Annotated in this window: 20 protein-coding genes and 1 pseudogene; 9 read left to right on the top strand and 12 right to left on the bottom strand. The window is 72.3% G+C overall.

The genetic code is table 11. The features are described from left to right. Window positions 1-7 precede the first annotated feature (7 nt). On the bottom strand, window positions 8-1,339 hold the full coding sequence (locus ACZ4U1_RS39085; RefSeq protein WP_467908928.1) for an aminotransferase class I/II-fold pyridoxal phosphate-dependent enzyme: 1,332 nt from the start codon (window positions 1,337-1,339) through the stop codon (window positions 8-10). Between the two features lie 50 nt (window positions 1,340-1,389). Here ACZ4U1_RS39085 and ACZ4U1_RS39080 point away from each other — a divergent pair, with 50 nt between their 5' ends. Next, window positions 1,390-2,070, top strand: coding sequence for a pyridoxamine 5'-phosphate oxidase family protein (locus ACZ4U1_RS39080; RefSeq protein ID WP_467908927.1), 681 nt, complete (start codon window positions 1,390-1,392; stop codon window positions 2,068-2,070). Between the two features lie 9 nt (window positions 2,071-2,079). On the opposite strand, the gene ACZ4U1_RS39075 is transcribed toward ACZ4U1_RS39080, so the two are convergent. The 3 genes from ACZ4U1_RS39075 to ACZ4U1_RS39065 form a co-directional block, all read right to left on the bottom strand. Further along, window positions 2,080-3,057 carry a DMT family transporter gene (locus ACZ4U1_RS39075; RefSeq protein ID WP_467908975.1) on the bottom strand — a complete coding sequence of 326 codons (978 nt, stop codon included), beginning with the start codon at window positions 3,055-3,057 and terminating at the stop codon, window positions 2,080-2,082. Window positions 3,058-3,263: 206 nt separating this feature from the next. After that, window positions 3,264-4,268 (bottom strand): EamA family transporter, encoded by a 1,005-nt coding sequence (locus tag ACZ4U1_RS39070; protein WP_467908926.1) that lies wholly within the window; start codon window positions 4,266-4,268, stop codon window positions 3,264-3,266. 77 nt (window positions 4,269-4,345) lie between these two features. Then, window positions 4,346-4,927, bottom strand: a complete 582-nt coding sequence (locus ACZ4U1_RS39065; protein WP_467908925.1) for a Clp protease N-terminal domain-containing protein — start codon at window positions 4,925-4,927, stop codon at window positions 4,346-4,348. A gap of 243 nt (window positions 4,928-5,170) precedes the next feature. Here ACZ4U1_RS39065 and ACZ4U1_RS39060 point away from each other — a divergent pair, with 243 nt between their 5' ends. Then, window positions 5,171-5,599 carry a type II toxin-antitoxin system Rv0910 family toxin gene (locus ACZ4U1_RS39060; protein ID WP_467908924.1) on the top strand — a complete coding sequence of 143 codons (429 nt, stop codon included), beginning with the start codon at window positions 5,171-5,173 and terminating at the stop codon, window positions 5,597-5,599. Window positions 5,600-5,684: 85 nt separating this feature from the next. Here ACZ4U1_RS39060 and ACZ4U1_RS39055 read toward each other — a convergent pair whose 3' ends face one another. Both ACZ4U1_RS39055 and ACZ4U1_RS39050 read right to left on the bottom strand, forming a co-directional pair. Further along, window positions 5,685-6,320 (bottom strand): PadR family transcriptional regulator, encoded by a 636-nt coding sequence (locus tag ACZ4U1_RS39055; RefSeq protein ID WP_467908923.1) that lies wholly within the window; start codon window positions 6,318-6,320, stop codon window positions 5,685-5,687. Between the two features lie 127 nt (window positions 6,321-6,447). Then, entirely contained in the window at window positions 6,448-6,813 is a 366-nt protein-coding gene (locus ACZ4U1_RS39050; RefSeq protein ID WP_467908922.1) for a MerR family transcriptional regulator, read from the bottom strand. Between the two features lie 91 nt (window positions 6,814-6,904). Here ACZ4U1_RS39050 and ACZ4U1_RS39045 point away from each other — a divergent pair, with 91 nt between their 5' ends. Both ACZ4U1_RS39045 and ACZ4U1_RS39040 read left to right on the top strand, forming a co-directional pair. Next, the gene (locus tag ACZ4U1_RS39045) at window positions 6,905-7,342 is read left to right on the top strand and encodes a hypothetical protein (protein WP_467908921.1); all 438 of its coding nucleotides are present in this window, start codon (window positions 6,905-6,907) and stop codon (window positions 7,340-7,342) included. Window positions 7,343-7,406: 64 nt separating this feature from the next. Then, the gene (locus tag ACZ4U1_RS39040; protein ID WP_467908920.1) at window positions 7,407-8,219 is read left to right on the top strand and encodes a PhzF family phenazine biosynthesis protein; all 813 of its coding nucleotides are present in this window, start codon (window positions 7,407-7,409) and stop codon (window positions 8,217-8,219) included. Between the two features lie 8 nt (window positions 8,220-8,227). Here ACZ4U1_RS39040 and ACZ4U1_RS39035 read toward each other — a convergent pair whose 3' ends face one another. After that, window positions 8,228-9,025 carry a CPBP family intramembrane glutamic endopeptidase gene (locus ACZ4U1_RS39035; RefSeq protein ID WP_467908974.1) on the bottom strand — a complete coding sequence of 266 codons (798 nt, stop codon included), beginning with the start codon at window positions 9,023-9,025 and terminating at the stop codon, window positions 8,228-8,230. 168 nt (window positions 9,026-9,193) lie between these two features. Then, window positions 9,194-10,711: a glutamate-cysteine ligase family protein gene (locus tag ACZ4U1_RS39030; protein WP_467908919.1), complete on the bottom strand. Its 1,518-nt coding sequence runs from the start codon at window positions 10,709-10,711 to the stop codon at window positions 9,194-9,196. A gap of 570 nt (window positions 10,712-11,281) precedes the next feature. On the opposite strand from ACZ4U1_RS39030, the gene ACZ4U1_RS39025 reads away from it, so the two are divergent. Together ACZ4U1_RS39025 and ACZ4U1_RS39020 are read left to right on the top strand one after the other, a co-directional pair. Next, on the top strand, window positions 11,282-11,881 hold the full coding sequence (locus ACZ4U1_RS39025; protein WP_467908918.1) for a hypothetical protein: 600 nt from the start codon (window positions 11,282-11,284) through the stop codon (window positions 11,879-11,881). 284 nt (window positions 11,882-12,165) lie between these two features. Beyond that, window positions 12,166-12,372, top strand: a complete 207-nt coding sequence (locus tag ACZ4U1_RS39020; protein ID WP_361699339.1) for a DUF5999 family protein — start codon at window positions 12,166-12,168, stop codon at window positions 12,370-12,372. Window positions 12,373-12,466: 94 nt separating this feature from the next. Here ACZ4U1_RS39020 and ACZ4U1_RS39015 read toward each other — a convergent pair whose 3' ends face one another. The 4 genes from ACZ4U1_RS39015 to ACZ4U1_RS39000 are packed head-to-tail and all read right to left on the bottom strand — an operon-like array spanning window position 12,467 to window position 16,673. Continuing rightward, a complete protein-coding gene (locus tag ACZ4U1_RS39015; protein WP_467908917.1) occupies window positions 12,467-13,519 on the bottom strand; it encodes an endo-1,4-beta-xylanase in 1,053 nt (350 codons plus the stop codon). A 41-nt stretch (window positions 13,520-13,560) separates the two neighbouring features. After that, complete coding sequence (locus ACZ4U1_RS39010) at window positions 13,561-14,325, bottom strand: carbohydrate ABC transporter permease (protein ID WP_467908973.1); 765 nt, start codon at window positions 14,323-14,325, stop codon at window positions 13,561-13,563. Window positions 14,326-14,378: 53 nt separating this feature from the next. Then, window positions 14,379-15,377, bottom strand: a complete 999-nt coding sequence (locus ACZ4U1_RS39005; RefSeq protein ID WP_467908916.1) for a carbohydrate ABC transporter permease — start codon at window positions 15,375-15,377, stop codon at window positions 14,379-14,381. A 6-nt stretch (window positions 15,378-15,383) separates the two neighbouring features. Then, on the bottom strand, window positions 15,384-16,673 hold the full coding sequence (locus ACZ4U1_RS39000; protein WP_467908915.1) for an extracellular solute-binding protein: 1,290 nt from the start codon (window positions 16,671-16,673) through the stop codon (window positions 15,384-15,386). Between the two features lie 319 nt (window positions 16,674-16,992). On the opposite strand from ACZ4U1_RS39000, the gene ACZ4U1_RS38995 reads away from it, so the two are divergent. The 3 genes and pseudogenes from ACZ4U1_RS38995 to ACZ4U1_RS38985 form a co-directional block, all read left to right on the top strand. Continuing rightward, entirely contained in the window at window positions 16,993-17,523 is a 531-nt protein-coding gene (locus tag ACZ4U1_RS38995; RefSeq protein WP_467908914.1) for a universal stress protein, read from the top strand. 124 nt (window positions 17,524-17,647) lie between these two features. Beyond that, the gene (locus ACZ4U1_RS38990) at window positions 17,648-18,211 is read left to right on the top strand and encodes a hypothetical protein (protein WP_467908913.1); all 564 of its coding nucleotides are present in this window, start codon (window positions 17,648-17,650) and stop codon (window positions 18,209-18,211) included. A gap of 6 nt (window positions 18,212-18,217) precedes the next feature. Beyond that, window positions 18,218-18,566, top strand: a pseudogene (locus tag ACZ4U1_RS38985) (hypothetical protein); the annotation flags it as partial.

The following is an 18,566-nucleotide window of genomic DNA, read 5'->3' as shown; positions in this document are numbered from 1 at the left end:
AGCCCCTCTAGCCGTAAGCGCGGGCCGGAGACGGCCGTACGGCCGCCGCCACCGCGTCGGCCAGAGGGGTGATGTCCTCCTCGGTGAGCGGGGAGACCGTGACGCGGACGCCCTGGCGGGAGGCCAGACGGAAGCGGGCTCCCGGCGCCACCGCCCAGCCCGCCTGGAGGAGCCGGGCCACCGCGGCCGTCTCGTCGGGGACCGGCACCCAGACGTTCATACCGCTGCGGCCGTGGGCGACGACACCCCGCTCCGCCAGCGCCTCGACCAGACCGACCCTGCGGGCCCGGTACGACCGCGCCACCGCCGCCCGGTCCACCGCGCCGTGCGTCCACAGGTGGGCCACGGCCCGCTGCAGCAGGAGGCTCACCCAGCCGGGGCCGAGGCGCTGGCGGCCCTGGACCCGGTCGACGGTGACCGGATCCCCGGTGAGGACGGCGAGGCGCAGATCGGGGCCGTAGGCCTTGGCGGCGGAGCGGACGAAGGCCCAGTGACGGGTGACGCCCGCGAGGGGGTGCAGGGGCAGGTCGACGATGCCGTGGCCGTGGTCGTCCTCGATGAGCAGGGTCCCCGGGTGGTCGCGCAGCACCGCGCGCAGGGCACGCGCGCGCGTGGCGGTCACCGAGGCGCCGGTCGGGTTCTGGGCCCGGTCGGTGACGATCACGGCGCGGGCTCCGGACTCCAGGGCGCGGCGCAGATCGTCGGCGCGCGGTCCGTCGTCGTCCACGCCGACCGGGGCCGTGTGCAGTCCGAGGGCGGGGACCAGGTCGAGGAGGCTGCCCCAGCCGGGGTCCTCGACGGCGACCGTGTCGCCGGGTCGGAGGTGCGCGGCGAGGAGGCGTTCGACGGCGTCCAGGGAGCCGGACGTCACGGTCAGCGGGCCCGCGGGGACGCCGTCGGCGTCCAGTTCGGCGCGGGCCGCCCGGGCGAGGCCGGCGTCCACGGGTGCGTCGCCGTAGAGGACGGGCCGGTCGTCGCTCCGCTCGGCCGCCACGGCGAGGGCCGGGGCCAGGCGGGGCAGCAGGGCCGGGTCCGGGTTGCCCGTGGAGAGGTCGCGACCGCCGGGCGGCACCTCCACCCGCAGTTGCTCCCGGCCGGTGGTGGCCGGTTTGGCACGGACACGGCTCCCCCGGCGGCCGGCCGTCTCGATCACCCCGCGCTCGCGCAGCGTGCGGTACGCGGCCGCGACCGTGTTCGGATTCACCCCCAGCCGGTCCGCCAACTCCCGCATGGGGGGCAGGGGTTGACCCGGCTCCAGCTCCCCGGCCCCGACCGCCTGCTCGACGCTGGCGGCAATCTCGGCTGCACCGCGCCCCGTGATCCGATATTCTCCTAACACAAAGAACATTATGCACTAGTACAAAGTTCGCCGCAATCGAGGGGACCGCCATGCAGGGCACGACCGAGGACACCCGGGCCACCGCCTACCCGCCGACCGACCGGACCGTGCCCACGCGCTCCGCCGACCGGGCGTCGTACGACAAGGAGCTGGTGCACGCGATATTGGACGAGGGGTACGTCTGCCACCTCGGCTTCGTCCGGGACGGCGCCCCGGTGGTCCTGCCGACGCTGTACGGCCGGGTCGGCGAGCGGCTGTACGTCCACGGGTCCACCGGTTCGCGCCCGCTGCGGATGACCGGTCAGGCCGACCCCGGTCTGCCGGTGTGCCTGACGGTCACCCACGTCGACGGGCTGGTGCTGGCCCGCTCCGCCTTCCACCACTCGATCAACTACCGCTCGGTCGTGGTGCACGGCATCGCGCACGAGGTCACCGACCCCGAGGAGCGGCGCCTCGCCCTGGACGCGCTGGTCGACCACGTCGTCCCGGGCCGGGCCGCCGACTCCCGGCCCGCGAACAAGAAGGAGCTGGCCGCCACCGCCGTCATCCGCCTGGACCTGGAGGAGGTCTCGGCCAAGGTCCGCACCGGTGGCGCCAACGACGAGCCGGACGACCTCGCCCTGCCGCACTGGGCCGGGGTCGTCCCGCTCCGCAAGGGCTACGACACCCCGGTCCCCAACGCCGACCTGGCGCCCGGCATCGAGCTGCCGGACTACCTGGCGGCGCGCTGACGGCGCGGGTCACACACCGTCACACCGGAACCGGCTCCGGCCGGCGCCACGGGCCTCGCTCACGGCGAGTCCGGCTACGGCACCGAGCAGCAGCAGGGTGCCGGCCACCGTGGTCGCCGTGAGCCGTTCGCCGAGCAGTACGACGGCGAGCACGGCCGCGGTCACCGGCTCCAGCAGCATGATCACGGAGACGGTGGCGGACCGGACGACGGCGGCGCCCGCGAAGTAGAGGGCGTACGCCAGGGCCGTGGGCACGGCGGCGATGTAGAGCAGCAGCCACACCAGCCGGACCGGATGGGCCGTGTGCGGGAGCAGCCCCTCGTGCACCGCGAACGGCAGCAGGCACAGGCTGGTCACCGCGAACGCCCCCACCGTGGTCCCGGCGGCGTCCGCACCGCCGCCCCTGCCCCACCAGCGGGTGAGCAGGGTCATGACGGCGTAGCCCGCCGCCGAGGCCACGGCCAGCAGCACACCCGCCGGCCGGACGGTCGCGGCCGAGCCGCCGAGGGTGAGTACGGCCAGCCCGGCGAGCGCACCGGCGACCGCGGCGACACCGCCCACGCCGAGCCGCTCGCCGAGCAGCAGCCGGGCGCCGAGCGCGATGAGCACGGGGCCCGCGCCGAGGGTCACGACGGTGGCCACGGCCAGCCCGGTCGACGCGACGGCCGCGAAGTACGCGGTCTGGAACACGGCGAGGGCGACTCCGGTGGTCAAGGCCCTCATGACCCCGCGCCGACGGGACCGAGCCGTGGCCGTGACTCCGGCCGTGGCCGTGGCCGTACGGCGGACGCGCCGGCGCAGCAGCCGGCCGGCCGACAGGACGGCGAGCCCCAGCGCGCAGCGCCAGAAGGAGAGGGCGACAGCGCCCATGTCACTGGTCCGGTAGACCAGCGAGCCGGCGGCGCCCGCGGTGCCCCAGGCGGCACCGGTGACGATCAGGTACAGCAGGCCACGCCCGACGGGCAGGCCGGAAACAGAGTGCGACAACGTCGATGTCGACAAGGGAATCTCTCCGCAGAAGCGCACGCGTACGTGCGGAAGTTCGGGGGCGTCCCGCTACGGCGGGGCGCACGGACTTCTTCTGCGGGCAGCACCGTCCAGCCCGGCGCGCGTGCGCCGGGCGATGACCCGGAGGCCCGCCTCAGGCGGCCGGGGGCGGAAGGACGAGTGCGTTCTGCGGCATGATCCGGACTCTAGGCGGCGGTGCCCCGGGCGGACAACTCCCTTTCCGCGCCGCCCGAGGCGACCGGTTCCGCGGAGCCCTTGGCCGGGGCGGAGGACTGGGCGATGAACGCTCCGACCAGGACGACCGCGCCACCGGCGACCTGCGGCGCGGACAGGTGCTCGCCGAGCAGTACCCAGGCCAGCACGGTGGCGATGACCGCTTCCAGGCAGGCGACGACGCCGGCGACCTGCGGCGACAGCCGGCGCACGGACAGGACGCCGGTGACGTACGCGATCACCGTGGCGACCAGCACGATCCAGGCGAGCAGGGCGACGGCCGGTACGGAGGTGCCGCCCAGATCCGCGGAGCCGGCGAGCACCGACCAGTCCATGCTCCAGGGCCGGGCCACGACCGTCAGCACGGCGGCGCCGACGAGCAGGCCGTAGGCGATGACACCGAGCGGGTCCGGCGCCGCGTCGCCCGCGTCGCTGCCCTGGTCGGACAGGACGAAGTAGCCGACCTGGCAGCAGGCGGCGCCGAGGGCGAAGACCAGGCCCAGCACGTCGAAGCTCAGCCCGGACCAGACCTCGACCACGCAGGCGAGGCCGCCCGCCGCGAGGACCACGCCGAGCGCGGCGGCACGGGTGACGGGCCGCCGCTGCACGAACCGCACCCAGCCCAGTACGAGGGCGGGGGCCAGATACTCGATGAGCAGGGCAACGCCGACCGGTATGCGGGACAGCGCGGCGAAGTAGCAGGCCTGGACACCGGCGACGGCGAGCAGTCCGAACCCGGCGAGCAGCGCGGGCCGGCGGCGGGGCAGGACCCGGTGCCGTACGGCTGTCGGCAGCATCACCAGGGCGGCGCCCGCCACCCGCAACCACACTACGTGCAGCGGTTCCAGTCCCGCCTCGATCAACGGCTTGGCGGCCACTCCGGAACCGCCGAAGGCCAGCGCCGACACGATGGCGAGACCGAGCCCGGCTCCCTTGCCGGGACTGTGGTGACTGCTCACAGACGTATGCACCGGCACATGATGACAGGCGCCGACAGGAGCGTCATCCCTGGTGACACCTGTCTCAGCTGGTGGACCGCGGGGCGTCCCGAGGGTCAGCGGGCCGCGCCGCCGTCGGCGTCCCCGCCGGCTCCCGCCTCGATCCGCGCGGACAGCTCACGGGCGGGGATGCCGGCCCGTTCGAGCACCTCGACGGCCCGGGACTCCGGGTCCGCGGCGAGCGCGGCGAGCAGGTCGGTGCCGCCGACACGGGGTGCCCCCCGCCGCCGGGCGCGGGCCGCCGCGTCCGCGAGCGCGGCGGCCGCGGCGGGAGACCAGTTGTCGGCACCCCCGCCGGCGGAGTCGGCGGGAGCGGCCGGGGCGGGTACGAGGGGAATCGCGCCGGAGTCCTCCACGCCGGCCTGCCAGCGCAGGCCGTAGCCGATGCTGCGCTGCACGAGGTAGCCGAGGAGGCGGGCGAGCCGTTGCGGTCCGCCGACGGCGGCGCGGGCCTCGGGGTCGTGTTCCAGCAGGGCGTGGAGCAGATGGGCGGTGTCGGTCTGCCGGTCTCCGTCCCGCACGGCCCGGCGGCGGGCACCGGCGACCACCGCTGCCAGCTCGGCGTCGAGCCCGGCAGCGCCGTCCGGGTGCGGAACCGCTCCGTCCTGGGCGGCCCGAGGGGCTGTACGGGGTTGCACATCCCCTACCTCATCAGCCTCAACGGGACGGCGCATCCACGAGGGGAACCATTTTCGCGTCCCACGCCGAGTGGACATCGCCGACCCGGATCTCATCCTTACGGAGGAGATCTGACCGTCCCGCGCGAGGGCGGCGCACCCTCACCACACTTCTGACGGTTCATCAGTATTGAATGTTCGCGCCCCTGCCGCTACGTTCCGCGACACCGTAGCCCGATACGCCCGATCCGGAGGGGTGGTCGCATGGCCGAAGTCAGCGCGGAGGCACGCATCCAGGCGCCGGCCGAGAAGGTGTGGGCCCAGCTCACCGACTGGCCGTCGTACGGGGCGTGGAACGCGACCCACACCAGCTTCCCCCGGGGCGGTCCGCGGACACTGGCCGTGGGCGGGACGTTCCAGGAGAACATGAAGCTGATGGGTTTCCCGGCGGAGGTCGACTGGACCATCGAGGAACTGCGGCCGGCCCGGGTGTTCGCCATCCGCGGCAAGGGCCCGATGGCGGTGACCGTCGCCACCCGCTACACCCTGACCCCGGACGGGGACGCGACGACGGTCCGGATCGACGGCGAGTTCACCGGCGCCGCGGTGTCGCTGATGGCGGGCAAGCTCAGGGACTCGGCGACGGCCGCCCTGAACGAGTCGCTGCGCAGGCTGGGCGGCCTGGTGGCCTGAGCCCGGACACACGAAGGCGCCCCGCACGCGTCAACGCGCGGGGCGCCCGGACCGTCGTACGGGCGACGGCACTCGCCTGCGGGGCTCAGTGCTCGTCGGCGAGGATGAGGTACAGCTTCTTGCGGGCGTCGTTGATGACGGCCAGCGCCTTCTCGCGCTGTTCCTTGCTGCCGGTCTTCCAGACCTGACCGAAGGCCTCCATCAGACCGAAGCCGGCCTGGCGGATCTCACTGAGGGCCTCCCAGTCGACTCCGCGCGAGGCCTCCTCCCAGGGGGCGTCCGCGATCTCCTCGACGGCGGCCCGTCCGCTCTCGGTCAGGGAGAACAGCTTCTTGCCGCCCTCGCTCTCGCTGGCGATCAGCCCCTCGTCCTCCAGCATCTGGAGGGTGGGGTAGACCGAGCCGGGGCTGGGCTTCCAGGCGCCGCCGCTGCGTTCGGCGATCTCCTGGATCATCTCGTAGCCGTGCATGGGCCGTTCCTTGAGCAGGGCCAGGATCGAGGCGCGCACATCACCCCGCCGCGCCCGCCCTCGCGGGCCTCCTCGCCCGCGCGGCCCCCAGGGCCCCGGTCCGAATCCGGGCCCGCCGGGACCGAATCCCGGGCCACCCGGCCCGAAGGGACCGAAGGCGGCCCGCCGCCCCTCGAAGCCGCCGAAGCCGCCCATGCCCCGCCGGCCGGGGCCCTCGTGCCGATGTCCACGCTCGAATCCGTGGGTACGCATCGTGATCACTCCATTCCATCGCTGATCTGTCACGTTTGCATCGCGTATCGTTCGCGATGACTCAACGATATATCGGGACCGATCGCGTGACAAGCCCCTTGTCCGGGGTCGGGACGCGGACGGAGGCTCAGCCGGCCCGGTTCGCCGGCCGCAGAGGGCAGCCGGTGCCGGCGCGGGCGGTGAGGTCGGCCCGGAGTGCCGCCAGCGCGGCCATGCGTTCGTCGACGATGCGGATCTTGTCGCGGAACAGAGCGGTCAGGGCCTCGGCGCTGTCCGGCGCGTCCCGCAGTTCCGCTCCGTGCCGGGCGATCTCGGCCAGGGTGAACCCGAGCGTCTGCGCGGTGCGCACGTACTGCAGCCAGACCACCGTCTCCGGCGGGAAGTCGCGGTAGCCGTTGGGCAGCCGGCAGCCCTCGATCAGGCCGATCTTCTCGTAGAAGCGCAGCGTGTCCTTGGACACCCCGGTACGCGCCGCCAGTTCTCCGATGCGCATGACTCCCCCGCGGCTCGGCCGACTTGACCTTGGAGCGTACTCCGCTGTCTAGCGTGAGCGGCGCCCGAGCGAGCCCTTCCGAGGAGGCCCGATGCGCCCTGCCGCCCCCGCCTATCTGCGCGTCGTCCGGACCAGCGGCTGGTACGACCTGATCGTCACCGCCGGCTTCGCGACGCCCTGGACCTACGCGCTGGTCCACCGGCTCCTGTCGGCCGGAGGTGACGCGGCCGGTCTCGGCACCATGCCCGCGCTCACCCCGGTGCAGACCCTGTACGCCAACCTCATGGGCTCGGTCGTCGTGGTCTGGTCCGTCCTGCGCGTCGTACGGCCGCTGCCGCTGCACGGTCTCCTCGACGGCACCGCGCGCGTGCTGTTCTCGCTGTGGCAGGCGTACGCGCTGGCCCACGGCGGGCCGCGGGTGCTGTGGCCCTTCCTCGTCGTGGAGGTGTCGTTCGGCGTCGTCCAGCTCGCCCCGTGGCTGCGGGCACGCGCGACCGCGGCCGGCCGGGACTCCGTCCGGCCCTCGTGAATCAGTCCGGCACTCGTGGATTGGCCTTGGTCCGGTGGCGCTCGGAACCACTAGCGTCGGCGTCATGCGCATTCGAATCGTGGACGCCTTCACCGACCGTCCCTTCGCCGGCAACCCGGCCGGAGTCCTGCTCCTGGACGACGTCTTCCCGGACGACGACTGGCTCCAGAACGTCGCGATGGAGGTGAACCACGCCGAGACGGCGTTCGCCCACCGGCTGCCCGAGGGCGGCGAGGCGGACTGGGCGCTGCGCTGGTTCACGCCCGTCGCCGAGGTCGCGATGTGCGGGCACGCCACCCTCGCCACGGCCCACGTCCTGCACACCACCGGCGCGCACCAGGGTCCGGTGCGGTTCGCCACCCGCAGCGGCGTGCTGATCGCCACGCCCGCGGCGGACGGCTCGGTCACCCTCGACTTCCCGACCGCCCCGCTCACCCCGGTCGAGGTTCCGGCCGGGGTCGCCGAGGCGCTGGGCGCGCAGCCGGTCGTCGTCTTCGACACCGGTCCGAACGTCGGCGACCTGCTGGTGGAGCTGGCCGACGAGAAGACCGTCCTCGGCCTCTCCCCCGACCACCGCGCCCTGGGGGCCTACTCCTCGCGGGGCGTCATCGCCACCGCCCGCGCCGACGGCCCGGACCGCGGCTACGACTTCGTCTCGCGCTGCTTCTTCCCGAACGTCGGCATCGACGAGGACCCGGTGACCGGCAGCGCCCACACCGCGCTCGCGCCGCACTGGGCAGCCCGGCTCGGCCGCGACGACCTCACCGGGCTCCAGGCCTCCCGCCGTACCGGACTGGTCCGCACCGGTCTGCGGGGCGAGCGCACCCTGCTCACCGGCCGCGCGGTGACGGTCATCGAGGGCGAGCTGCGCGCCTGACGGCCTGCTCAGGCGGTCGGCAGCCAGCCCACCTTGCCGGCGAGGAGGGCGTAGCCGACGAAGGCGCCGATGTCGAGCAGGGAGTGCGCGACGACCAGCGGACCGACCCGGCCCCAGCGGCGGTAGAGCCAGACGAACACCACGCCCATCACCATGTTGCCGAGGAAGCCGCCGATGCCCTGGTAGAGGTGGTACGAGCCGCGCAGGACCGCGCTGGCGACCAGCGCGGTCCCCGGGGTCCAGCCCAACTGGCCCAGCCTGCGCAGCAGATAGCCGACGACGATCACCTCTTCGAGGATCGCGTTCTGCAGCGCGGAGAGGATCAGCACCGGGTACTTCCACCACACGTCCGGGAGTGCCTCGGGAACGACGGTGAGGTTGAAGCCGAGTCCGCGGGCGGCGAGGTAGAAGGCGATGCCGGTGCTGCCGATCACGGCCGCGATGCCGGCGCCTCGGCCCAGGTCGGGCCAGGGCCGGGTGCGGTCGAAGCCGAGGGCGCGCAGGCTCGTGCCCTCGCGCAGCAGCAGGTGGGCGACGAGGGCCACGGGGATCAGCGCGGTGGCGATGCCGAAGAGCTGCCAGGCCAGGTCCAGCCAGGGCCGGCCCGGCGCTGCCGAGGCGTTGAGGGTGGCCGCCTGGTCCTTGAGGCCGCCCGGCTTGGTGACCGAGCCGATGAAGCTGATCAGCGCGGACACCCCGCTCGCTCCGAGCGAGAGCCCGAGGACGAGCAGCGTCTCGTCCCGCAGGACCCGCCGGCCACGCTCCCCCGCCGAGGCCCCAGCCACCGACCCAGCCTCCACCTGCACCCCTGCCTCCAGCGACCTCACGGGCCCACGGCCCACCTTCGCGTGGCAAGGATCGCAGAAGGAACCGTGGGGAGTGCCCGACGGCCCCCGGAAGCCGGCGCCTCTTCTTGTCAACCCCCACGGCTCGGACCGGCGGTCCGCACGGCGCTCAGCCCGCCGCCGGCCCCCTCACCCCAGCGGTACCGGCTCCGGCAGCCCCACCGGCCACGTGTGCACCGGCTCTCCCACATGCATCAGCTCGGCATACCGACGCGTCGTCGCCGCCAGGGCCGCGTCCCGTGACAGCCCGCGCTCCAGCGCCCGGTGGAACGTGGCCGCCTGCCAGGACGCCCCGTTGACCCGGCGCCGGCAGCGTTCCTCGATCACGCCCAGGTAGAGGTCGCGGTCGGCGGCCTCCACCCCCCACGCGTCCAGCCCGGCCGCCGCGAGCGGCAGCAGCTCGTCGCGGACCAGCGTGACCGCGTCGACCTCGCCCGTGCCGCCGTAGCGTCCCCGCCGGGGCCAGACGAAGCGCGCGTCGATGCCGTACCGGCAGGCCGCGTCGAAGTTCGCCTCCGCCGCGGCGAACGGCAGCCGTGTCCACACCGGCCGGGAGTCCTCGGCGAGGGCGCGGACGAGGCCGTAGTAGAAGGCCGAGTTGGCGATCACGTCGGTGATGGTGGGCCCGGCCGGCAGCACCCGGTTCTCCACGCGCAGGTGCGGGACGCCGTCCGCGATGCCGTACACCGGCCGGTTCCAGCGGTAGATGGTGCCGTTGTGCAGGACGAGTTCGGCGAGCTTGGGCACCCCGCCGGCCTCGATGACCTCCAGCGGGTCCTCGTCGTCGCAGAGCGGCAGCAGCGCCGGGAAGTAGCGCAGGTTCTCCTCGAACAGGTCGTGGGCGGAGGAGATCCATCGCTCGCCGAACCAGGTGCGTGGCCGTACGCCCTGGGCCTGGAGTTCGGGCGGCCGGGTGTCGGTGGACTGCAGGAACAGCGGGGGCCGGGACTCGCGCCACAGCTCGTGCCCGAAGAGGAACGGCGAGTTGGCGCCCACGGCGATCTGCGCGGCCGAGGCCGCCTGGGCCGCGTTCCACACGTCGGCGAACCGCGCGGGGGTGACCTGGAGGTGCAGCTGCACGGAGGTGCACGCGGCCTCCGGCACGATCGACTTCGAGGTGCAGACGAGGTGCTCCACGCCCTCGATGTCGAGCCGGAAGTCCTCTCCGCGCGCGGCGACGATCTGGTCGTTGAGGAGGGTGTAGCGGTCGACCGCGGAGAGGTTGGAGGAGACCAGGTCGTCCCGGTCGAGGGTGGGCAGGATGCCGATCATCACGATGCCCGCGTCCACCTCCGAGGCCTTCCTGTCGGCGTAGGCGAGCGAGGTGCGCAGTTCCTCGGCGAGCCGGTCGAATACCCGCCCGCCCAATCGGTGTGGGGCTATGTTGACTTCCAGGTTGAACATGGCGAGTTCTGTTTGGAAATCGCGGCTCGCGATGCGCTCCAGTACCTCGCCGTTCAACATTTTCGGCATACCGTCGGAGCCCGCGAGATTCAGTTCGATCTCGACTCCCATGAGGTTCTTGGGGCGATCGAATCGCTTCTCGCGCAGCAGCCGCTCCAGCCCCGTCAGACACTTCTGGAGCTTTTCACGGTATCGCTGGCGATCGGACAGGTCGAACTGCCCTGCCACGACCTTCTCCCCCATCGAAGTGTCCCTCCTCGGACGGGCGGGCCGACGATCCGGCCGCCGGGCTCCCGGGTCAGGTGGGATGATGCCCAGCCGAAGCGATCGATAACGTCCCGCGCGGGCGCGTCGCCCGCTACTCTTTCTGAATGTTCCCGGCGGCACATTCACGAGGCATGCCACAGGGCGTACCACCGGGTGCCCCCTTTGCCTCGTGAAAAACGCCGACGACATTCGGCCGACCGCTACCGGCGCGTAGGGCGAGGTCAGCGGCGGGGGCTCGGTCCTGAAATCGGGATGATTTCCGCAAATCGACGGCGTAATTCCGCCTTGCCCGGTCGATCGGAATCCGATAGCCGAAACACCGGCCGAACACGCGTCGTATAAACTTCGTCCACAAGGCACAAGGTTGGCGCCCTCGGTTCTGGTTTCCGCGGTGTTCCTGTCGTCACTGTTGACGGGCGGCAGACCGAGCCGCAGTCTCTTTCACACCAACCCGGGCCCCCACCTCTCCGGCCTTCCGTGAGCAGACAGCGCCGTCCGCCCCACCCTCCTCGCGCCGCCGCGCCTGTCGACTGAGAGGCGACCCACATGCCGCTGCACGTACCCCCTGCCCCCGCGCCTGCCCTGCGCTCCGTCCTCACCGCCCTCGGCTCCCCGACCGCGGTCCGTGAGGCCCGTACTCCCTCCCTGCGTGCCGCGCAGGGTCCCGCGACACCCGAACTCCCGCTGCCGGTCCACGTCCTGGACCGGATCACCGCGCAAGGCCTGTCCGCGACGAGGCTGACCGGCTGGCGCTTCCTGATCCGGTGCGGCGACCGCGCGGTGGCCGCGGCCGAGACCATGCTCACCCCCGACGGCTGGGCCTTCTCGCACTTCTTCGAGGGCCCCTACGTCGCCTCCACCGAGCGCGCGCTGCAGCAGGCGGAGACGCTGCAACAGCCGTACCAGGCGCGCCTGCTGTCCGTACCCGGTCTGTACATGCTCACGCTGTGGCTGCACGGTGACTGCTCCGGCGACGGCACCGAGGGCCATCCGGCCGCCACCGATCTGCTCGTGCCCCTGGCGCCGGCGCCGCCCGGAATCCCGGCACACCGTCCGTTCCGGGTCGCCGAGTTGCTCCCGGTGCTGACCCATCGCGCGACTCCTCTCCCGCTGCTCGGCTCGCCCGTGCTCGGCTCGCCCGCCTGACCCCCGCACGCGTACCCCGCTCCCCGGAAGGGAAGCGGGGTACGTGTGTGATCAGGGCCTCCGACGGCCGGGGCTATGCGGACTAGTCCCATCCGGCCACCGAGAACCACCCGAAGTGACAGTGCAGTTGGGCTGAACCGTCCGGGCGGGTGACGCGTCCTGAACCTGTGAGAAGCGGTGCCGTGAAATCCCTGCGGAATGACGCCCAGAGGACAACACTGGATCCCGACCGACTCTTCACCACGGGGGCAGACATGATCACGTCAGAGCGAAAGATCCCGCCCATGTGCCAGCACCAGCCGCCGTGCCCGACAGCCGAATCCGCCGACCGGGAGTCCGCCCGTCTCGTGGCGCACCACCCGGAGCAGGGCTGGAGCCTGCTGTGCAACGGCGTCCTGCTCTTCGAGGACACCGGTGAGCTGCTGCCGGACGGCCGCATCATCGCACCGCACCGCCCGCTCGGTGCGGATCAGGTGATGACCGCCGCCTGACCACGGCACAGTGACCTGAGGGGCCGGCCGCACGCACCCGGTGCGCACCGGCCCCGACGCGTGTCCGGACGTGACCGCGAAGCGTGGCGGGCCGCTAGCGCAGCGCTTCCCGCAGCGCCCGGTGGGCGGGCTTGGGACGCAGCTCCTCGTCCCAGGGCAGGGCCGCCCCCTCTCCCGGGAAGACCGCCGGGATCCAGGAGTACTTGTCGGTGTAGTCCCAGATGGTGACGCCCACGCAGCGGCGTACGGCCAGGCAGGCCGCGGTGAGGTCCCGGTACCAGTCGGCCTGCTCGGCCAGCTTCTCCTCGGTCGCGGGCAGCTGCATCCGCACGTCGACCTCGGTGAGCGCGGTGTCGAGGCCGAGTCGGGTGAAGCGGCGGAGGTTGTCCTCCAGGGTGGTCGGATAGCCGTACTGGAGGGCCAGATGGGCCTGGAAGCCGATGCCGTCGAGGGGCACGCCCCGGGCCTTCAGCTCCTTGGCCAGCCGGTAGTAGGCGTCGCTCTTCGGGCCGGTCGCCTCGATGTTGTAGTCGTTCAGGTAGAGCCTGGCGTGCGGGTCGGCCTGGTGGGCCCAGCGCAGCGCGTCGGCGATGTAGCCGGGGCCGAGGGTCTTGTACCAGATGGTCTCGCGGTAGCTGCCGTCCTCGTTGAAGGCCTCGTTGACCACGTCCCAGGAGTAGACCTTGCCCCGGTAGTGGCGTACCTCGGTGGTGATGTGCTTCTTCAGCACGGCCCGCAGTTCGCTCGCCGTCCACTGCTTCGAGGTGAGCCAGTCGGGCAGCTGGCTGTGCCAGACGAGGGTGTGCGCGCGGACCCTCTGGTGGTTCTTCCGGGCCAGGTTCACGATCTGGTCGCCGTCGGTCCAGTCGAACACGCCCTGCTGCGGCTCGGTGGCGTACCACTTCATGCCGTTGCCGGGCGTGATCATGTCGAACTCGCTGCCGAGGATCCCCGTGTAGGCGGTGTCGGTGAGTTCGGGGTTGTCGGTGGCGCTGCCGAAGTAGCGCCCGTGGCGCTCGGCGAGGTCGGCGAGGGTGGGCTGCCGTGCGGGGGACGGCGCGGCCTGTGCGGCGGGGCCGGCGGCCAGACCGGCGGCGACCAGGACGGCGGCGAGGGCGCCGACGAGTCTCGGACGTGCCGTGGGCATGGTGGGACTCCTGTCTCCGTGTGGGTGGGAAGAGGTGCGGCTCAGCCCTTGGTGGCGCCGGCGGTGAGGCCGCCGACGAGCTGGCGTTCGGCGACCGAGTAGAAGGCGAGGGCGGGAACCATCGCGAGGACGAGATAGGCGAAGACCCGGGCGTACTCCGCCGAGTACTGCCCCTGGAACTGCTGGACCCCGACGGGCAGGGTCCACCAGGTGCTGTCGGTGAACACCAGCAGCGGCAGGAAGAAGTTGTTCCAGCTGGTGACCACCGCGAGCACCGAGACGGTGCCGAGCGCCGGCCGGGCCATGGGCAGCAGCACCCGCCAGAAGAACCCGAACGCGCTGCACCCGTCGAGCGTGGCCGCCTCCTCCAGTTCGCCGGGGATCTCCCGGAAGAAGCCGCGCAGGATGATGATCGTCATCGGCAGCGCGTAGGCGGCCTGCGGGAGGATCACGCCGAGCGGGTTGTCCAGCAGGTCAAGCGAGCGCAGCAGCAGGAACAGTGGCAGGGCCGCGACCGCGAAGGGGAACATCAGCCCCATCGTGAAGACGGTGAACAGCACCTCCCGCCCGCGGAAGGCGAACCGTGCGAAGGAGAAGGCCGCGAGGGCGGAGACGGCGACCACGAGCACGGTCGTACCGACCGCGATCAGCGTGCTGTTGCCGACCAGCCGCCAGAAGCCGCCCGAGCCGAGGATGCCGGTGTAGTTGCCGGTCAGCCAGTGCTCGGGCAGTCCGAAGGGGTTGCGGGACAGCTCGTCGGTGGACTTGAAGCCGGACAGGACGGCGTACAGCAGGGGTACGACCATCACCGCGCCGACGAGGACGAGGATCAGGTGCAGCGGCAGTCGGCGCAGGGACTTCACTTGCCGTCTCCCCTCATGTTCGTGGTGGCCCCTTCGAGGTCGCGGCGGAGCACGAACCGCTGGTAGGCGAGGGCGAAGACGAGGCAGATGCCGAACATGACCACGCTGATCGCGCTGGCGTAGCCGACCTGGTAGCGCTTGAAGCCGTACTGGAACATGGTCACGGCCATCGTCTCGGAATGGTGGTCGGGGCCGCCCTGGGTGACCACCCACACCAGGTCGAACAGCTGGATCGACCCGATGACGGACAGGAAGACGCTGATGCGCAGGGTGGGCGCGAGCAGCGGCAGGGTGACGTTGCGGAAGCGCTGCCAGGGCCCGGCGCCGTCGATCAGCGCCGCCTCCGTCAGCTCCGCCGGGATGGACTGGAGTCCGGCCAGGTAGAGCATCATGTGGAAGCCGAAGTACTTCCACATCATCACCAGGAAGAGCGTCGCCATGACGTAGGAGGGGTCGGCGAACCACTCCCCGCCCAGGCCGTCCAGGCCCACGGCACCCAGGACGTGGTCGGCGAGTCCGTCGTCGGGGGCGAAGACCATGCTGAACAACACACCGGTGATCGCCTCGGACAGGACGTACGGCGCGAAGAACAGCATCCGGTACACGGCCCGGCCGCGCAGCCGCTGGTTGAGCAGCACCGCCATGGCCAGCGCGAACGGCAGCTGGAGGGCGAGCGACAGCAGGACCAGCACCAGGCAGCGCCACAGGTCGCCCAGGAAGACGTCGTCCTGGAAGAGCCGGGTGAAGTTGTCGCCGCCGACGTAGTCGGAGGGCATGCCGAAGCCGCCCCAGCGGAAGAAGGCGGCGTACAGCGCGAACAGCATCGGCAGCAGCACCAGCCCGATGAACAGCACCAGCGCGGGCAGCTGGAAGCCGACCGCGGTGAGCCAGTTCAGGGCGCGCCGCCGCGTCCGGGCGCGGTCCGCGGGGACGGCCGGGAGCGGGCGGCCCGCGGCGGGGCCTCTCCGCTTGTCCGGGAGGAAGGTGGAGGTCATCGCCGGCTACTGCTCTTCCTTGGCGGTCCGGGAGATCGACTGCGCCACCTGCTCGGGCGACTTGGACCCGGCGATCAGCGCGGCCACGCTGTCGTTGACCTCCTGGCCGACGGCGGGCGCGTAAGCCTGGTCGAGGTAGAGCTGGAAGCCGGTGGCGGCCTTCAACTGGGTCTGTACGGCCTTGAGGTTGGGATCGCTGAGCGCGGACTCGGCGGCCGGCACGACCGGCAGCACCCCGGTCTTCTTCACCAGTTCCCGGTCGGTGGTCTGGGAGGCGAAGAACTTCAGGAAGTCGAAGGCGGCCTCGGGGGCTCCCCTGCGCAGGGCGTGGCCGCCGCCTCCGCCGAACACCTCGGTTATCTTCCCGTTGCCGCCCTCGACCTCCGGGAACGGGAAGAAGCCCAGGTCAGCACCGAGACCCTTGCCCGCGTCCGCCTCCACGACCGGGGCCCACTGCCCCATGAGTTCCATCGCCGCCCTGCCGTTGCCGACGGTGGCGGCCTGGCCGGTCGGGGTGGAGTAGGCGGCGCCGAGGAAGCCCTTCTGGAACGGCTGGAGGGCCACCAGCTCCTTCAGGTGCCGTCCGGCCTCGACGAACCCGGCGCCGGTGAAGTCCTTGCTCTCGCTGGCCTTCCGGAGGGCCTCGACGCCGGCGGTGCGCATCGCGAGGTACGCCCAGTAGTACATACCGGGCCACTTCTCCTTGCCCGCGAGGGCGATCGGGGTGACGCCGGCGGACTTCAGCTTCCGTACGGCGTCCAGGAAGCCGCTCCAGGTGGTCGGGGGTGTGCTGATCCCGGCCTTCCTGAAGAGCGCCTTGTTGTACCAGAAGCCGATCATGCCGATGTCGAACGGGATGCCGTACGCCTTCCCGTCCATGAGATACGGCTCCTTCGCGACCGGCAGCAGCCCGTCGGCCCAGGGCTTGGTGCTGTCCGTGAGGTCCTCGACCAGCCCCGCGTCGACCTGCTGCCGCAGTACGCCGCCGCCCCAGGTGTGGAAGATGTCCGGCAGCTTCCCGGAGGCGGTCAGCGCGGTCATCTTCGATTTGTAGGCGTCGTTCTCCAGCTGGACGATCTTCACCTTGATGCCGGTGTCGGCCTCGAACTTCTTGGCCAGGCCGGCCCAGACGGTCTTGGTCGGTTCCGTGGTCGAGATGTTCCACCACTCGATCGTGGTCGCCCCCGAGGACGACCCTCCGTCCGAGTCGCCGCAGCCGCTGAGTGCGGTCGCCCCGAGACCGGCGGCGACGGAGGCCGCCAGGAAGCCGCGGCGGGACAGTGCAGGGTCGCCCATCATGCGCTCCTTCGAAACTTTCGACATTGCTTGGGAGAGGGTCCCGAGAAGAAAGCAGGCCGGCTGGAAGCGGTCGACAGGGTTGTTCAGCCCACCAGCAAGCCGAAACATTCGAGCAATTTCCCGAACGTTCCGAACGGCGACTCTAGGAAGGCGCGTAGGGAGCGTCAAGGTGTCGTGCACGAGGTGAGGGGCGCGGGCCGTCCGGCTGGTCGAACCGCGGGTACGGGAGTGGGATGGAAGGGAGGAGCGAGGACCTTGCAGTCGGGCACCCCTGCGGGAGCCGAACCCGCCGGTGCCCGTCCGGGACGGTGGAGTCATGTCCGGTAACGACGCCTCGGCGGTCGCGCGAGTGGTGGTCGGTGTGAGCGGCTCCCTCAACAGCGTCACGGCCCTGCGCCGGGCCACCGCGCTGGCCCGCCGGCTGGGAGCCGAACTGTGGCCGGTGCTGGCCTGGGAACCACCGGGCGGTGACCCCGCCGCTCGGCGCGGCCCCGCCCCCGGTCTGCTGACACAGGAGTGGCAGCGACTGGCCAAGCAGCGGCTGGCCTCGGTGCTCGAGGAGATCTTCGGCGCCGAGGGCCCCGGCGTGCCGATGCACGCCCTCGTCGTGCGCGGCGCCCCTGGCCGGGCCCTGGTGGCCACGGCGAACCGGGACGACGACGTCCTGGTCGTGGGCACGGGCCGACGCGGTCTGCAGCGGGCCTTCTCCGGCCGGGTCTCCCGCCACTGCCTGGCCCACGCCCACTGCCCGGTCCTGGCCGTCCCCCCGTCTCCCCTGGAGTCCGACCTGCTGTCCGTCCACCGCCGCAACACATGGCATCTGCGGATCGACACGCGGGGCTTGTGACGGGGACGCTTCCGTCCGGACGCTTCCGTCCGGACGCTCACACCCCGTCAAGAACCGCCGTCCGCCCGTCAGGGCGCCGTCAAGGCATGCCGCACAGGACCGCCGGAGGACTACCGTTTCTCTTATGGAGCACCGCGACGACACCCGCCCCCAGACGGCCGGCTCGTGCCCGTCCGGCGCCGGGGCCGTGGTGTACGACCGCGACTGGGCCGAGGACGTGCGCCGTTCGGTCCGCTGCGCCGGCGCCCTGTTGGGGCTGCTGCTGTGCGTCGACTGGACGGCCGGCGGGCTGACCTGGTGGCGCGGTGCCCTGTGGCTCCTGCTGGCGGTGCTGCTGCTCCTCGTCCTGTTCCCGGTCCGGGTGTCGGCCGGCCCGGGCTGGCTGGCCACCCGCCGTCTGCTGCCGCTGCGCACCCGCCGGGTCCGCACCGATCTGCTGACCGTGGTGCGCCCGCTGGACGGTGTCACCCAGCGCCTGGTGCTGCGCGACGCCCACGGCGACCGGGTCGAGATCGACCCCGAGGTCCTGATCCGCAACCCGGCGCTGTGGTACCGCCTCGCCGAGGGCGCCCGCGCCTCCGAGGCATCCGGCACCCTGCGCTGCGGCACGGCCGCCCTGCACCGCCTGGCCCGCCGCGTGGACCGCGAGACGGCCCTCGGCGTGTTCCGGGCGTCCGGCCTGGAGTAACGCTCGGTGGCCACCACCCGGGCCGACTCCACCCGGGCTCATCCACTCGGCCCGACACCGGCTCCACCCGGACTCATCCACTCGACCCGACACCGACTCCCCCCGGGCTCATCCACTCGACCCGACACCGGCCCCACCCCGGCCCACCACCCCCGGCCTCCCCTTCTCCCCGCGGCCACGGCACTCGACCCCGAGGTCCTGATCCGCAACCCGGCGCTGTGGTACCGCCTCGCCGAGGGCGCCCGCGCCTCCGAGGCGACCGGCACCCTGCGCTGCGGCACGGCCGCCCTGCACCGCCTGGCCCGCCGCGTGGACCGCGAGACGGCCCTCGGCGTGTTCCGGGCGTCCGGCCTGG

It is taken from the genome of Streptomyces sp. NPDC028928 (assembly GCF_055564915.1).
This window is presented reverse-complemented; position numbering and strand designations above follow the sequence as displayed.

Coding starts and splice junctions, on each gene's coding strand:
- ACZ4U1_RS39020 (WP_361699339.1), top strand. CDS start 12,166: ATGTGCCAGCACCAGCCGCCGTGCCCGACAGCCGAATCCGCCGACCGG.
- ACZ4U1_RS39005 (WP_467908916.1), bottom strand. CDS start 15,377: ATGACCTCCACCTTCCTCCCGGACAAGCGGAGAGGCCCCGCCGCGGGC.
- ACZ4U1_RS39025 (WP_467908918.1), top strand. CDS start 11,282: ATGCCGCTGCACGTACCCCCTGCCCCCGCGCCTGCCCTGCGCTCCGTC.
- ACZ4U1_RS39040 (WP_467908920.1), top strand. CDS start 7,407: ATGCGCATTCGAATCGTGGACGCCTTCACCGACCGTCCCTTCGCCGGC.
- ACZ4U1_RS39050 (WP_467908922.1), bottom strand. CDS start 6,813: ATGCGCATCGGAGAACTGGCGGCGCGTACCGGGGTGTCCAAGGACACG.
- ACZ4U1_RS39055 (WP_467908923.1), bottom strand. CDS start 6,320: ATGCGTACCCACGGATTCGAGCGTGGACATCGGCACGAGGGCCCCGGC.
- ACZ4U1_RS39045 (WP_467908921.1), top strand. CDS start 6,905: ATGCGCCCTGCCGCCCCCGCCTATCTGCGCGTCGTCCGGACCAGCGGC.
- ACZ4U1_RS39030 (WP_467908919.1), bottom strand. CDS start 10,711: ATGGGGGAGAAGGTCGTGGCAGGGCAGTTCGACCTGTCCGATCGCCAG.
- ACZ4U1_RS39015 (WP_467908917.1), bottom strand. CDS start 13,519: ATGCCCACGGCACGTCCGAGACTCGTCGGCGCCCTCGCCGCCGTCCTG.
- ACZ4U1_RS39010 (WP_467908973.1), bottom strand. CDS start 14,325: ATGGTCGTACCCCTGCTGTACGCCGTCCTGTCCGGCTTCAAGTCCACC.
- ACZ4U1_RS38995 (WP_467908914.1), top strand. CDS start 16,993: ATGTCCGGTAACGACGCCTCGGCGGTCGCGCGAGTGGTGGTCGGTGTG.
- ACZ4U1_RS39000 (WP_467908915.1), bottom strand. CDS start 16,673: ATGGGCGACCCTGCACTGTCCCGCCGCGGCTTCCTGGCGGCCTCCGTC.
- ACZ4U1_RS39080 (WP_467908927.1), top strand. CDS start 1,390: ATGCAGGGCACGACCGAGGACACCCGGGCCACCGCCTACCCGCCGACC.
- ACZ4U1_RS39060 (WP_467908924.1), top strand. CDS start 5,171: ATGGCCGAAGTCAGCGCGGAGGCACGCATCCAGGCGCCGGCCGAGAAG.
- ACZ4U1_RS38990 (WP_467908913.1), top strand. CDS start 17,648: ATGGAGCACCGCGACGACACCCGCCCCCAGACGGCCGGCTCGTGCCCG.